Consider the following 14,871-nt stretch of genomic DNA (forward strand, 5'->3'; position numbering starts at 1 on the left):
TTGAGGTTCAGCGCCCGTGGCGCAGTTCGACCATGTCGCCCTGCCACTGCGCGGCCGTGTGCAGGGCGGGGCCGCTGCCGAGCACGCGGAACCAGGCGTCGTAGGCGCCCTGGAGCAGGCCGAGCAGCATCGTGTTCCAGTTGTGCTGCTGGTCGGCGGTGAGGGCCTTGGGCAGGCTGCGATGATGGACGACGATCGCATCGTCTCCCACCGCCAGCTGGATTTCGCCCCAGCCGAGGTCCTGCCAGAAGCCGTTGATCCGGGCGGCGAGTACGGCGGCATCGCTGACGCCTTCCAGCGGCTCCAGCGCCGCCATGCGCCGTCCGATGGCCGAGAAGAAGGCCTGCGCCTGGGTGGAAGGCGCGCTTTCGCAGACTTCGGCGGCGGCCATCATCGCGAAGAGCGCCAGCCCTCCGGCGCCGCTCTGTTCGCCTTCCGAGCGAGGAGAGGGAAATGCGTGCAGTTTCATCGGCCGGTGCTCCCGAAATTCTGTCTCACGCCGAACATACTCCGGAACTCGTCATAAGATCCGAAGGTATTGTAGCTGGCCTCGCCGCCGATGCGGGTGGTCGGGCTCAGCTTGTAGTAGATAGACAGGTCGCTCGATACCGCAAAACCGGTCTTGCTGATGCTGTCGTAGTAGGAACGCACGTCGTTGTTCGCATCCTTGAGCGCATCGAGCACCGTCTGAAGCGGGGCATTGATGGGATAGAGGTCGGTCTGATCCTGCTTGTAGCTCTGGAAACCGGGCGTGAACGAGACGCGGACGTCGAAGAGTTCGTCTTCCATGGTGTAGTTCACCGGAAGGCCGACGCTGATGAAGTGCTGCGGGCTGAAGTAGCCGCCGTTGCCCCAGGTGAAGTAGTTCTGGCTCTTGTCGTAGCCCTGGTAGTTGACGTTGAGGCCCACGGTCAGGTTCGAGCGGGTGCCGTGGTAGGCGCGCAGATAGCCGCCGACATTGGCCTCGAAACCGCTGTTGCGGGCGACGTTGGTACCGCGGAAGCGGTAATAGCGGCCCTCGGCATAGACGCCGCTGCCGTCCTCGTCGTAGGACAGGCCCGCGCCGCCCGCCGTGCGCATGACCTGGCCCCAGCGCATGCCGGTGACCGGATCGCGGGTGCCGGCATAGGACAGCACGCTGTCGGTCACGGGCTGGCGCTCAGCGAAGACCTTGCCGCGCACTGTGGAGGAGAGCTTGGGCGAAGCCGCGGCGCGGAACGTGGCTTCGGTTTTGCCCATGCCGACCGGGGTGGTGCCCGCCTCCAGTTGCACGGTATCGCTTTCGTAGCCCGCCGAGAAGGCGACGCCCGAGGCGTTCTGGGTCTGGGCCGCGGGGAACACCGAAGGCTCCTGCGCGACGATCGCTGCCGCCTCGATCAACCCGTTGGTGCCGAAGCGGGCCTGTCCCGACCGGTTGGCGCGCCCGGCGTCGATCACCGATGCTTCCGCCTTGGCATAGACGCGGCCGCCCACAGCGTCAGTCGAGAAGCGGGCCGAGCCCTTGATCTCGTCGAGCTGGCTGAGGCCCGCCTCGCCCGAGCGGCGGCGGTAGCCGGTGTCGATATCGACGCGCGGGCCGGTGTCGTGGGAGATTTCGGCGATCTGCGACTGGATCTGCGCGATCACCGGGTCTGCGGAGTAGGCGGTGGCCGAACCTGCGTCCATGCCGGTGTCGCCATAGCTGCCATAACTGCCGCCAGTGGCTGGATAGGGTGCCGAGGCCATGGCAGGGGCGCCGTAGCTCTGGTTGCCGTAACGCGGCGCCGCACCGTAGCCGGAGGGCGCATTGTAAGAAGGCGATGGGGCATAGGCGGCGGGCATCGCGGCGCTGCCGTATCCCGTCGAGGGAGTGCTCGGAATGCGGGTGCCGCCGCCAAGCGCGAAAGGATTGACCTGCTGCGGTGCGGCCACCGGGCGGTCGCGGAACGGGTTGGACCCGCCTGCCGGAGTCATCGCGGCAAACGGATTGCCGCCCGCGAGGCCGTCGATCGAAGTGCCGCCCTGGCCACGCGCATAGAGGGTGCGGGCTTCCTTGAGCATGGCCATCGCCGCGCGGTCGTTGCCGCGGGCGCGCTCGACGTTGGCGAGCGAGAGGCGCACCTGATAGTCCTGCGGGAAGGCGCGGAGCACGTCGTTCTGGGCCCGGCGCGACAGGTCGTTGTCGCCTGCCGCCTGCGCCGTCTCGGCCAGACCGAGCAGGGCGTCCTTGTCGCCCGGCTTGCGCGCGAGCACCAGCTGCCAGGTCTGCGCGGCGCGGGCGGGCATCTGGCCGCCCTGGTAGAGGCGGGCAAGGCCGGCGAGAATGTCCATGTTCTCCGGCGCGGCGCCCCAGGCGCTCTGGAGAATGTCGAAGGATTCCGCGAAACGGCCGGCCTGCCGCGAGCGGTCGGCCTGGCTGACGAGCAGGGCGGCGTTCATCCGCGCATAGGCCTGCTGGCCCTCGGCCGAACTGCCTGCCATGGCGCCGGCGCGTTGCAGCGCCTGCTGGGCAAGGTCGTCGCGGCCGACGCGGGCGAGCACGCCGATCAGTCCTTCGTAGTCGGCCACGCTGGAAATGGGCGCCTGCGCGGCGTTCTCGGCCACGCTGGCGGCGCCTTGCGCGTCGCCGAGTTCATAAAGCGCGTTGGCGACGGCGGCCTGCTTGCCCGCCGGTATCGCCGACATCGCGCCAAGCTGGCGCAGCGAGGCGAGAGCCTGCGCCTGCTGGCCCTGCGCGGCCATCGACTTGGCGCGGGCGATCGCGGCATCGGTCTTCACGCCGATCGCGAAGCTGCGCATCGGCGCGGTGCGCTGCGCCTCGGGGATCATGTCGATCAGGCGTGCGGCCTCGGTCGCGCGGCCGAGGTCGTTGTTGAGCAGCGCGGCGGCATAGAGCGAGTCGGGCTGACCCATCGCGGTGAGCGAGCGCAGCAGCGATTCCGCCTCGGGCACACGGCCGCGCTTGATCTGGAACTCGGCGAATTCGTAGCGGATCCACGGGTCGGTGGGATCGAGCACCAGACCGTTCTGGAACTCGCGCATGGCGCCCATGTCGTCGTTGTTGGCGGCGGCGGCGAGCGCGCGGCCGCGGGCGGCGCGCATTTGCAGGCGCTTGTCGTCTGCGCTTCCGCTGCCATTGGCGCCGCCCTGGCTGGCCTGGCGGTAGAGATCGGCGGCGTCGGCGTAGCGGCCCTGCTTTTCGTAGATGTCGGCGAGGATTTCGAGCGCCGGGCCGGGTTCCTTGTAGCCCGAGCGGATCAGGCCTTCGGTGACCGACTGGGCATCGGCAAGGCGGCCCTGCGCCACGAAGTTGCGGGCGTCGGCAAGACCGGCGAAGAAGCGGGCGGAACCGAGGCCTTCGGCCCACTGGCTCGCCTTGCCGTAGCGCGAGGCCTGTTCGAGGTAGTTCGCTGCTTCCGCGAAATTGCTCTCGCGCAGACGCACGAGGCCGAGGCCGCCGAGCGCATCGGGATCGCGCGAATTGACTGAGAGCGCGCGCTGGAACTGGCTGGCGGCAGAGGCGAGGTTGCCGTCCTCCAGCGCGTCGAAGCCCGCGACGCGGGCCTGTCCGGCGCGATTGGCCGAAGTGGTCGGTGCGGGTGTGCTGCGCGCGGGCGTGGCGGCTTGTGTGGGGCGCTGAGCGGGCGGCGCGGCAGGTGTGCGCGTCGGTGCCGGACGAGCGGCGGCCTGCGCGGGTTTGGCGGCAGGCTTGGCGGCCGGTTGCGGCACGGGCTTGGGCGCGGCCGGTTTGGCGTTCAGCGCCTGATTGACCGAGGCATTGCCTGGATCGAGCGCCTTGGCGCGGCGCAGCGCCTGCTGCGCGAGGTCCTCGCGGCCCTTGGAGCGCCAGTACTTCGCCTGTTGCAGCAGGGCATCCACGCCTGCCGCCTGGGCATGGGCGACTCCGACATGGGCCACGGTCGTCGCGGTGGAGAGCAGCAGCGCCAGGCCGACGAGGCGCAGGCGGGTCATCGCGGCATTCATGCGTTATCGTCCTGCTGGCCGAGGCGGCGCTGGGCCTGGCGGCGGAAGTAGAGGTAGGCAGGCCCCGCGAGGATCGCGGCGAGCAGCAGCGAGAACAGGCCCATCAGCATCGGACGCTGGCTGAACCAGTAGGCAAGCTTCATCCAGATCGGCAGCGAGCCGACCCAGTAGCGGTCGCCGATGGCAAAGCTGGTCATGCCGTCGCCCTTGGTGACGGCAAGGTCGCCCTGGATTGCGGCGTTGATCTTCTTGTCGGCCATGCCGTCGACGAGGGCGGGCAGGGCGGCGGCATTGTCGGCCAGCAGTGCCACCACGGTCCGGTCGGACGAGTAGGGTGAACGGAAGCTGACGATGCCCGAGAAGCCGCGCGCGTTGTAGACGAGCGGAGCGGCGACCATCGGATCGTTCCGCTCGGTGCCGCCGAAGAACGAGGTGGCATATTGCAGCGGCGAGCGTTCGGTCACTTCGAGGTGGCCGTTGACATAGCGAACCGGCGCCTTGTCGAACAGCGTGCCCGCCGAGGCGAGTTCCACGCCGCCCACGACTAGCACGTCCTGGTCCTGGAGATCGGCGGCCGAGACCGAGGAAGTCACGGTGATGCCGGTGACGGGAACGCCGGTGGAGTCACCGAAGCGGCCCATCAGGTCGAGGAAGGCCTCGACAGAGGCGGGCGAGGGGTTGGCGGCCATGACCACGGTGGTTTCGGCCAGGTCGGGCGCTACCGTGAAGGGGAAGCCGGCGCCCGCGAAGGTCGCGAGGTCCGGCATCATGAGCGCGTGATAGGCCGAAGTCAGGTCGATCGTGCTCGTGGGATCGATCGAGGTCCTCACGTTTTCCGGCAGGGTGCCGGTGCACTTCTTCTTGTCGGCGATGATCAGGTTGTAGTCGAGCGCCAGCTCGTTCTGGCCGAACAGGTTGTAGCGCGGCAGCACCACCTTGGCGGTCGAATCCTGCCCACGCGCGCCGGAGCCGCCGAACAGGTTGCTCCACCAGGTCGAGCTGAGCGGCAGGGTCTTGAGGTACTGGCCGTTGAGCGAGACATCGAGGCGCGAGCCGCGCTGGTCGAGCCAGTCGGCCAGCGGATAGCGGTAAGTCACGTTCAGGTGGCCGCCTTCGCGGGGCCAGAAGAACAGGTCGGGCGCGACGCGGAAGCTGGCGGTCAGCGGGCCGGGGCGCAGGCCCATGCCCTGAAGCGCATAGGCGGGCATGATCTTGCCGAGTTGCACCGGCTTGTCGGTGGAGATCCAGCGCAGTGCGCCATAGCGCGGCCAGGCGGGGATGCGCACGCCGTCGAAGGCCATGCGCTGGCCTCCGAACACGCCGCGACCCAGCGCGACGGCGCCTGCCGCCACGCGCAAGTCGGAATCGCCCCGGCCCATCAGCACCAGCAGGGTGCCGGTGGGATCGGCCGGATTGCGCACGACGGCGGCGGTCGGGCCGGTGGCCGGTGCGAGGTCGAGACCGGGGATCGACTGCCCGGCCTTCAGGAAGACCACGGCATTGCCCTTGGGCAGCGAGCCGTAGACCGGCTTGAACGAGAAGCCGCGATAGGACGCGAGCGAGCCCAGCCACGAGGCGGTGGCGGCGGCGGCTTCCAGTTCGCCCTTGTGGGGCTGCCCCGCGAAGACGAAGGGCATGCGCAGCGGCACGTTCTGGCCCTTGTCGAAGAACGGCAGCGGCATGCGCGAGAGATCGGGCTGGAAGGTCAGCGCCTGATATTCGACGTCGAGGAACGAGCGGGTGTTGCTGATGTTCGTCCAGAGCGAGCTGTGGAAAGGATCCTCGCAGTCGCGGGCGTAGTGGCCCAGGAAGCGGATGTTGAGCTGGTTGTCGCCCGGCAGCAGCAGGGCGCCGTTGATCGGGATGCGCAGGGCGTGGCCGCCCGCCTCGGCGCGGGTCAGCGACACGGCCTGGACCACTTCGCCGTTCACGATGACGACGAGCTGGCTGATGTCGTCCAGCATCTGCGCCGACCACGAGATCTGGAGTGTCAGCACGGCGGACGTGACCACGCGGTCCTGCCGCATGCCGAAGGGAATGCCGATCTCTCCGGCGGTGCCCTGGAGGCGGATCGGGCTGGCGACGCGCATGTCCTTGAGCGTCAGGCGCTCGCTGAGGCCGCCGCGCGGCGGATCGGCATCGGGCGTTCCAACGGCTGCGGCTGCGGGCGTGGCGACTGGAACTGCTGCCCGAACCGGCGCGGCGTGAACCTCGCGGCTGCCGAGCACGACTGTCGCGACGCCCAGCGCCAGCGCGGTGGCGACACCGGCGGCCTTGGCCAGCGGCAGCAAGCCTCTGGCCTTCTTCTTCGCCTTCTTGTCGGCGGGGATCGCGGGCGTGCTGGGGGCCATGGCGGCCATGGCGCGGCGTTCGGCAAAATTGAGACGCAACATGCGTTTGATCGTCACCATGTCGACAAGGATGATGTCTGCCAGCGAGCGGAGGCCGCTGACTTGCGGATTGGGGCCGGTGGGCTGCCAGGCGTCGGCCCGGCCCATGACGGCGCGGACGAGGTGGCGGTTCGCCAGCATGTCCAGCTGTTCGAAGCGGACGAAGGCCTTGTTGCCGCTCATGCGCATCGTGCGGACCGGGATCGAGAGCACTTCGTCGCCCATGGCCATCGTCATATGCGTCACTTCGGCATCGCGCGCGGGTACTTCCACCGGCAGGGCGAGGGCGGCGCCGCCCATCGAGATGTCGATCGTCGTCGCGCCGAGGGTATGGCCGGAGGAGAGATAGGCGGTGACCGGCAGTGCCACGGGGATGCGGATGTCCTGGCGGGCCTGGCGCGTTTCGCGCGCGACCGAGACGGCGGCGAGCAGGATGATGAGGCTGAAGGTCGCCCAGGCGCAGTTCAGCACCAGCGTGTCGGTCTGGATGTTGAACATGTAGGGGAAGAACGCCCATTTTCCGACCGCGAGCGCGATGCCGCCGACCAAAAGGCCGATGCAGATCAGGTGCGGCTTCACCACGGCCCAGTCGAAATAGGTCTTGTCCAGCAGCGAGCCCTTGTCGGTCACGTTGAACTTGCCTTTGCGGGGCTGGAACCAGGTCATGACCGTCGGCTTGACGAGGTGGAAGGCGAGGATCGTTTCGTAGACTTCGCCCCAGAACGGGCGGCGGTCGCCGCCCTGGGTGCGCTCGTTGGCGACCGAGGAGCAGAACAGGTGCGGCAGGGCATAGGCGAAGATCAGCGAAGCCGAGGCCTGGATGATGTTCTGGCCGAAGATCAGGTAGGCGAGCGGGCTGGTCAGGAAGGCGATGCGCGGCAGCGGATACTGGAAGTGCAGCATCGCGTTCAGGTAACAGAGGCGCTGCTGCCAGGTCAGGCCCTTGCCGAAGAGCGGGCAGTCGATGCGCAGGATCTGCGTCATGCCGCGTGCCCAGCGGATGCGCTGGCCGACGTGGAGCACCAGGCGCTCGGTGGCGAGACCGGCGGAAAGGCGCGCGCTGATATAGGCGGTGTTCCAGCCGGTACGCTGGAGCTTGAGCGCGGTATGGGCGTCCTCGGTCACGGTCTCGCCCGCGAAGCCGTTGGTCTCCATCAGCGCCTCGCGGCGGATGATCGCGCAGGAACCGCAGAAGAAGGTAGCGTTCCAGAGGTCGTTGCCGCCCTGGACCGGGCCGTAGAACAAGTCACCTTCGCCCGGCATCTCGCCCATCGTCGAGGCGAGATTGCGCTGCACCGGATCGGGCGAATACATGTGGTGCGGCGTCTGGATCAGCGCGAGGCGCGGGTCGGTCTGGAACCAGCCCACGGTCAATTGCAGGAAGGCGCGGGTGGGAACGTGGTCGCAATCGAAGATCGCGATCAGTTCGCCGTCGGTCTTCTTCATGGCGGCGTTGAGATTGCCGGCCTTGGCGTGGAGGTTGTTATCGCGGGTCAGGTAGCCGCACCCGGCTTCCTTGGCGAAAGCGCGGAATTCGGGACGCTTGCCGTCATCGAGGATGAAGATGCGGTAGCGGTCGACCGGATAGTCGAGGTCCATCGCCGCGAAGACCGTGTTGCGCACGATCTCCAGGCTTTCGTTGTAGGTCGGGATGTAGATGTCGACCGTCGGCCAGGTCTCGGGATCGCCCTTCGGCTCGATCACCGGGCGGTCGAGCGGCCAGCTGGTCTGGATGAACCCCAGGATCAGGATGAGCCAGGCATAAGCCTCGGCCAGGTAGAGGCCGGTGCCGAACAGGAATTCGGGCAGGGTGCCGAAAGCCAGCGTCTGCGTCGTGCGCCAGAACATGTAGCGCGTGGACATCAGCACCGCGAGCAGGCCCAGTGCCAGCGAGCCCTTGCGGCCCGGCCAGCGCTTCATGATGAGCGTGCCGAAGATCGTCACGCCCGCGAACATCCACTGGGCATTGATGTCGAGGGGCACCCCGATCACCATGGCCGCGATCAGCGCGATCGGAACGATCGCCAGCAGTCGGACGGCGCGGTGCGAAACGAGCTTTCGGATCATGCGGCGCGGCTCACCGGAGCGATCCATGCAGCGCTCGTCGAATCGAGCGTGGGCGCAACGGCTTCCGCGATCTGCTGAACGTCGGAAAGGGCGACGCTGGCGGGTGCGTAGCGGCTCAGCATCTGGAGCGTGGCGATGGATTCGGGAACCGCTTCGTCCATGCGGATGCGGCCGATCAGGCGCGGGCCGGCCAGTTCGCGGATGAAGGCGGAGCCGTGGCGGCCGAGGCGGCGCGTCTCGTCCAGAGCATTGATGACGAAGGCGGTGCGGGCGAGTCCTTCGATACCGGCCTCGCCGAAGACCTGCGGCAGCAGGGCGAGCGTATCGGGCTGCGCATTGATCGTGCAGACATGGGCGCAGGCGTGATCGATCAGGCGGCGGGCGAGGCGGGTTTCGTTCGACGGCACGTCCACCACCAGCACGCGGTCCTTGCCGGGCTGGAAATAGCCGAGGTCGCCGAGCATCGGCACGAAGTCGAGATCTTCGGGCGCGCGGCGCCAGCTGCGCAAGTTGATTCCGCCGACCAGCACGGCTTCGTCGGCGGGTGCGGTGAGGGCGGGCAGCGCGATGGCCGGGGTCAGGCCGAAGTGCAGCGGCAGGGTGTCGCGGGCGGCAATGCTCACGACAGTCACGTCGGCGCCCTGGGCGGACAGGCCCATGGCCAGGTGAGCGGCCACGAAAGTGTTTCCGGTACCCCCCTTGGGACCGTGACAGACGATCATCGGCATCAGATTTCCCCCCGGGCGCCAAGGTCCGACAGATGGCGCAACATCGCTCGTACATCGCGAACCGGTTCTTCAACAACAGGTTTTGCAATCGATGGCGAAACAGATTGTTGCTCGTAGCGGCTGAACAGGTTTTTCAGCGGCTCGGCGGCCAGTTCCGGATCGACAGTTTCGGTCTCCGGCACGGCGCCGTCCGAAACCGTCTGGTCGAGCGTCTGGAGGCGAGGGTCGCGCAGCAGCGCCTCCAGGATCGGCCAGAGTTCCAGGTCGGAAAACCGGTCTTCGAATTCCTTGTAGGCAAATTCATTGCGGCCCAGTCGGTCCAGAAGGTTTCTGGCATCAATGCGCATGACAATCCCCGTTGTTGCCCGATCAGGACTGACAACTAATGGTTAACATCATCTTTATGGGTAAAATCGAGGTCCGAAAAACCCTGCTTTCGCAGCTTCCTTCTCGACTCGTCTTGCAAAATACCGCCGGTTCGGCCCGTTTTCGGAGCCATGTGCCCACATGTACCCTTATAGGAAGGGCGGAGCGGAATCGGCTTCGTATTAGTCTTGGGGACTAACGTCTGTTGCGATTCGTTAATCTGAAACGGCAAAGAAAAAGGCACCACTCTCAGAAGAGAGTGGTGCCCGGGGACGGGATCGAACCGCCGACACTATGATTTTCAGTCATATGCTCTACCAACTGAGCTACCCGGGCAAAACCAAGCTTTTCAGCGAATTTTCCGTTTTTCGAAACGGTCGTTCGCTGCTGGTGGCGGGCCTATGAAGAACCTGGACCGGCTTGGCAACCCTAAAATGACGATCTCGTTTCAATCGTCTTGTGGATAAATATCCTGGTCCGGATTTTGCGGTGCCGCCGGTCCGGGAATGGCATAGCCGTCGCCCAGCCATTGCAGCAGGTCGCGGTCGCGGCAGGCCTTGGAGCAGAAGGGGGCATGCTGCGCAGTGCGCGGCTTGCCGCAGATCGGGCACCTGGCATTGGCCCTTACGGTCGTGTTGTCGCTCATGACGTGATCGCCTGCGCGAATCCGCCGCCCAGCGCAAGGCCGGGGTCTTCCCGCCAGGCCAGCACGCGCCCGGTGCGGCGGGCGAGTTCGTCCTCCCATTCGCTGCGCACCCGCGCACGCACGCGCGGATGGGCGGTCAGCAACAGCGTGCCGGGTTCCTGAACCCGCTCCGCCTGTCGCAGCAGCAGCCGGGCGCAGGCCCCGGCAGGATCGTGGCGCAGGCGGTGGAGAATCGAGGGGCGCTCCAGCCGGGCGACGAGATGGACGAAGCCGAAGCCGTTCATCGCGGTGTGCTGGTGCGGCCAGTGGTCGAGCGCCTCGGCGAGCGCTTCATCCACGGCGCGGCGGTCCTCCTTGCCTTCCAGCGAGGGGAAATCGATGCCGATCGAGCCACCGAGATCGAACTGCCCGATGGCCTGCGCGATAGCCGGGATCGCCGTCAGCGCAAGCGCGCGCGGGGGGAGGGTGCCGTCGATGTCGATCAGCGTCATCGCCGGAGTCGGGATCACGAGAATCGCGCCGCCCTCGAAAGCAACCTCGCCGCCGAGCGCTTCGGCGAAGAGTTCGGGCCAGGGGTCCTCGGGGAAGGCGCGGAGCGTGCGAACCGGATGTCCGGTCTCCTGCAACGATTCGGCCAGCGATGGGGCGGGACGGGGCGGAAGTTTCGTCGGCCTGGCCTGGGCGCGTTTCAGGCGCCCGGTCTCGGCCATGGCGGCGCGGGTGATCTGGGCGCGCAGCGGGGCGCCTTCGCTGGCTTCCGGCGGCAACCCGCCGACGAGCGCTTCCTCGCCCGAGGGAAAGCGCAAGGTGCCGCGCCTTGCGCCTTTGGCGCGGGAGACGAGCACGGCATCGGCGACTTCACCAGGGGCGAGGGCGCCGTCCCATTGCAGGCGGGCAGCCAGCACTTCTCCGTTCTCGACCAGGATCGCGCGCGCTTCGCCGATCCCGTCCTCGACGAGCCATTCAGCCAATCGCGAATCCTGCCGCTTTCAGCAAGGCGCGGGTCTCGAACAGGGGGAGGCCGACGACGCCGGAATGGCTTCCGGCGATTTCCGCGATCAGGCCTTCGGCACTGCCCTGGATGGCATAGCCGCCCGCCTTGCCGTCCCACTCGCCGCCGGCGATGTAGGCCTCGATCTCTTCGGGAGAGAGCGACTTGAAGCGCACCACCGTCTCGGAAAGACGTTCGCGCAAAGTGCCGTCGGGGGAGCGGAGAGCGATGGCGGAGAGCACGCGGTGGCGGCGACCGGAGAGCAGTGCGAGGCAGGCGCGCGCGGTGGCTTCGTCCTCGGCCTTGGGCAGGATACGGCGGCCGCAGGCGACGACGGTATCTCCGGCAAGGACGTGTGCGGTGTCATCCGCAGCTGCCTGCGCCTTTTCGCGCGCCATGCGGCGGGCATAGGCGCGGGGAACTTCCCCGGCTGCCGGCGTCTCGTCGATATCGGCAGCGGTGACGGCATGGGGCGCTATGCCCAGTCGGCCGATCAACTCGCGTCGGCGCGGGCTGGCCGAGGCAAGAATTAGCCGCAGGTCCGAGATCAGCCGCAAGTCCGGCCGAGGGGCGGTCATGTCTCCCACGGGAGACGCGAGATCAGTACTGACCGGGGCCACCGCGACCAGGCATGAAGCGGTAGGTGATGCGACCCTTGGTGAGGTCGTAGGGGGTCAGTTCGACGAGAACTTCGTCGCCGACCAGCACGCGGATGCGGTTCTTGCGCATCTTGCCAGCGGTGTGACCGAGGATCTCGTGGCCGTTTTCCAGCTCTACGCGGAACATCGCGTTGGGCAGGAGTTCGACGACCCGGCCGCGCATTTCGAGGAGTTCTTCTTTCGCCATCGGCGATCAATACCCGTAAGCTTGCTGATGATTGCGGCGCGCCATAGCCACGACTCGCCGAAAATGGAAGCCTTGGCTGTCGAACTCTTCCCGGTGGAGTGGGGACGGGGCGTTTTTCTCCCGCGCCGTTTCAAAAATGCCGCATCGACAGTCCTTGCAGCACCCTTCGGCGCCTGCATGACAATTGCCTGCTACAATTCGCCGGGCAGGCGCGACAAAATGTTACCGCACAGCACCTTGCGGCGTCTTCGCAGACGCGGCATCAGCCTCGCCGGGATGGCGTGAATTCTTTTATTGGCGGAGTGTTGATTTGCGGTGCGCACATTTGGCCCCTCTGCTGGGGCCACTGGTCGCGGGCGTTTGCCTGCCGGCCCTGGCTCAGGCTGAGACTCTATCCCGGCAGCTTCCCGTTTCCGTTGCAGGTGCGGCGCTCGGCGGCGCGGCGGTGCCTGCCGATCCGGCCGAAGCCATGCCTCCCGAGGATGAGGACGAGAAGGACGATCCGCTGGAAGTGACGAGCGGCGACATCGTCGTCGTCGCGCCGCGCATCCGGGGCCAGCTGGAAGTCCCCAGCGCGCCGATCGCGACGTTCGACGAGGGCGACATCGCCGCTTATGGCGCGGATTCGATCGGCGACCTGATCGAGGCGATCTCGCCCCAGACCGGCAGCGGGCGGGGACGCGGCTCGGGCATGCCGGTGATCCTCGTCAACGGCCAGCGCATCACCAGCTTCCGCGAGATGCGCAACATTCCGCCCGAGGCGATCCGCAAGATGGAAGTCCTGCCCGAAGAAGTGGCGCTGCGCTTCGGCTATCCCGCCAACCAGCGGGTGGTGAACCTGATCCTCAAGGACCGCTTTTCCGCCACGACGCTGGCGGGTGAGTACAACCGTCCGACCCGCGGCGGCTACGACAATTACGAACTGGAAAGCGGGCTGGTGAAGATCGCCGGGCCGCGCCGCTACAATTTCAACGCCAAATATACCGACACCTCGATGCTCACCGAGAGCGAGCGCAATGTGCGTCAGGCGGACGGCTCGGTGCCAACGGTGGCGGGTGATCCGAACCCGGCGCGCTATCGCAGTCTGGCCGCCGCCGATGCCGAATTGGTGCTCAACGGCACGATGACGCAGAACCTCGGCGAGAGCGGCTTGGGCGGCGCGATCACCGCCAACGGGTCCTATACCCATTCGAAGATGACCACGCTGTCGGGGCTGGATACCGTCACGCTGAAATCGCCGTCCGGGGGCGAGGCAGTGCGGGCGCTGCCCGATCCGCTGCGCTCCCAGGTAGTGACGGACATCTTCGAGGCCGGTCTCGGCTACAATACGATGATCGGTTCGTGGATGTTCAACGTCACCGGCGACGGCAGCTATACCGACGCCGAGACGCATACCGACAGGCGCCGCGATCTCTCCGGCCTGCAGGCGGATGCCCTGGCGGGGACGCTTGCTATCGACGGTCCCCTGCCGCTGGTGCCGGGGGCCGGGCGCGACGTCGCGCGCAGCCGCACCATGGCGCTGTCCTCGCTGGCGACGCTGTCCGGCATGCCGTTCCGGATGCCTGCGGGGGATGCGAACCTCACGATCAAGGGCGGCTACGATTTCAGCCGGGTCCGCAGCACGGATACGGCATCGAGCGGCCCCGATGTCCGGCTCAATCGCGGCGATCTTTCGGGCGGCATCAACCTCGCTCTCCCGCTGACCAGTCGCGGCGATTTTCTGGGCGGGATCGGCGATCTTGCGCTCAATCTCAGCGCCGGACTCAACCATCTCTCCGACTTCGGCACGCTGGCCGACTGGAGCGCGGGCCTGACCTGGTCGCCCACCGGGAAGCTGACGATCCAGGCCAGCTACCTGTTCGAGGAAGCCGCGCCCAGTCTGGCGCTGCTCGGCGCCCCGAACGTGCTCAACTACAATGTCTCGATCTATGACTTCACCAACAACCGCACGGCGCTGGTGACGGTGCTGACGGGCGGCAACCAGGATCTCGTCAAGGAGACCCAGCGCGACATCAAGCTGTCGGCGACCTGGGAACTGCCGTTCATGGAACGCTCGAACCTGCTGGTGGAATATTTCCGCAACCGTTCCTCGAACGTCAGCGAGGCGTTTCCGATGCTGACGCCTGCCGTCGAAGCGGCGTTCCCCGGCCGCGTCGTGCGCGATGCCGAGGGCAACCTGACGTATATCGACCGGCGCGCCGTGACCTTCGACGAGGAAGTGAGTTCGCGCATCCGCTGGGGCCTCAATTTCCAGGGCAAGCTCGGCAGCGATCAGGCACCGAGCGGTCCGCCTCCCGGCGCAGGCAAGCCCGGCCAGAATGCCGCTCCCCGTCCGGCCGGACCGCCGATGATGGGACCGGGCGGCAAGGGCGGGCGCTGGAACTTCTCGATCTACCACACCTGGCGCTTCACCGACCGTGTGACCCTCGCGGACGGGGTTGCAACATTCGACCAGCTGAACGGCGAGGCTCTCACGGCGGGAGGCGTGCCGCGCCATGCCTTCGAGGCCGAGGGCGGCCTGTTCCGCAACGGCTATGGCTTGCGGCTCAAGGCCGAATGGGAGGCGCCCCGGCACGTCAACGGCAGCGGTGCGCCGTCGAGTTCCGACTTGCGCTTCGGCAGCACTTTCGACGTGAACCTGCGGCTTTTCGCCGACCTTGGCCGGAATGAGGCGCTCGTGGCGAAGATGCCGTTCCTCAAGGGCGCGCGGATTTCGCTCAAGGCGGACAACCTGCTCGATTCGCGGCAGAAGGTCACCGACGGCAACGGCCTGGTGCCGATCGCCTATCAGGCCGCCTATCGCGAGCCCCAGGGCAGGGTGCTCGGCATCGATCTGCGCAAGATGTTCTGACGATATGATTGCGGCCGGGTCTA

At 67.1% G+C, this 14,871-nt stretch carries 11 protein-coding genes and 1 tRNA gene; 2 read left to right on the plus strand and 10 right to left on the minus strand.

Going from position 1 to position 14,871, the window contains the following annotated elements:
- Positions 1-7: 7 nt before the first annotated feature.
- The 10 genes from bcsD to infA form a co-directional block, all read right to left on the minus strand.
- Entirely contained in the window at positions 8-469 is a 462-nt protein-coding gene (gene bcsD, locus AC4D6D_RS08170; protein ID WP_147219747.1) for a cellulose biosynthesis protein BcsD, read from the minus strand.
- Positions 466-3,963 (minus strand): cellulose biosynthesis protein BcsC, encoded by a 3,498-nt coding sequence (locus AC4D6D_RS08175; RefSeq protein WP_491324893.1) that lies wholly within the window; start codon positions 3,961-3,963, stop codon positions 466-468. The genes bcsD and AC4D6D_RS08175 overlap by 4 nt, the downstream gene beginning before the upstream one ends.
- A complete protein-coding gene (gene bcsA, locus AC4D6D_RS08180) occupies positions 3,960-8,420 on the minus strand; it encodes a UDP-forming cellulose synthase catalytic subunit (protein WP_491327224.1) in 4,461 nt (1,486 codons plus the stop codon). The genes AC4D6D_RS08175 and bcsA overlap by 4 nt, the downstream gene beginning before the upstream one ends.
- The gene (locus AC4D6D_RS08185; RefSeq protein WP_491324894.1) at positions 8,417-9,097 is read right to left on the minus strand and encodes a cellulose synthase operon protein YhjQ/BcsQ; all 681 of its coding nucleotides are present in this window, start codon (positions 9,095-9,097) and stop codon (positions 8,417-8,419) included. The genes bcsA and AC4D6D_RS08185 overlap by 4 nt, the downstream gene beginning before the upstream one ends.
- Positions 9,098-9,147: 50 nt before the next feature.
- A complete protein-coding gene (locus tag AC4D6D_RS08190; protein WP_147219743.1) occupies positions 9,148-9,495 on the minus strand; it encodes a hypothetical protein in 348 nt (115 codons plus the stop codon).
- Between the two features lie 279 nt (positions 9,496-9,774).
- Positions 9,775-9,850, minus strand: a tRNA-Phe gene (locus AC4D6D_RS08195).
- Positions 9,851-9,962: 112 nt separating this feature from the next.
- The gene (gene yacG, locus AC4D6D_RS08200) at positions 9,963-10,160 is read right to left on the minus strand and encodes a DNA gyrase inhibitor YacG (protein ID WP_147219742.1); all 198 of its coding nucleotides are present in this window, start codon (positions 10,158-10,160) and stop codon (positions 9,963-9,965) included.
- On the minus strand, positions 10,157-11,131 hold the full coding sequence (locus AC4D6D_RS08205) for a ribonuclease (RefSeq protein ID WP_491324895.1): 975 nt from the start codon (positions 11,129-11,131) through the stop codon (positions 10,157-10,159). The genes yacG and AC4D6D_RS08205 overlap by 4 nt, the downstream gene beginning before the upstream one ends.
- Positions 11,124-11,729 (minus strand): Maf family protein, encoded by a 606-nt coding sequence (locus AC4D6D_RS08210; protein WP_491324896.1) that lies wholly within the window; start codon positions 11,727-11,729, stop codon positions 11,124-11,126. The genes AC4D6D_RS08205 and AC4D6D_RS08210 overlap by 8 nt, the downstream gene beginning before the upstream one ends.
- Before the next feature lie 22 nt (positions 11,730-11,751).
- Positions 11,752-11,997, minus strand: coding sequence for a translation initiation factor IF-1 (gene infA, locus AC4D6D_RS08215; protein ID WP_007014967.1), 246 nt, complete (start codon positions 11,995-11,997; stop codon positions 11,752-11,754).
- A gap of 27 nt (positions 11,998-12,024) precedes the next feature.
- Between infA and AC4D6D_RS08220 the strand changes: the two genes are divergently transcribed.
- Together AC4D6D_RS08220 and AC4D6D_RS08225 are read left to right on the plus strand one after the other, a co-directional pair.
- On the plus strand, positions 12,025-12,282 hold the full coding sequence (locus tag AC4D6D_RS08220) for a hypothetical protein (protein WP_491324897.1): 258 nt from the start codon (positions 12,025-12,027) through the stop codon (positions 12,280-12,282).
- Between the two features lie 40 nt (positions 12,283-12,322).
- Positions 12,323-14,848 carry a TonB-dependent receptor gene (locus AC4D6D_RS08225; protein WP_491324898.1) on the plus strand — a complete coding sequence of 842 codons (2,526 nt, stop codon included), beginning with the start codon at positions 12,323-12,325 and terminating at the stop codon, positions 14,846-14,848.
- Positions 14,849-14,871 lie beyond the last annotated feature (23 nt).

The organism is Novosphingobium sp. BF6 (genome assembly GCF_058273105.1).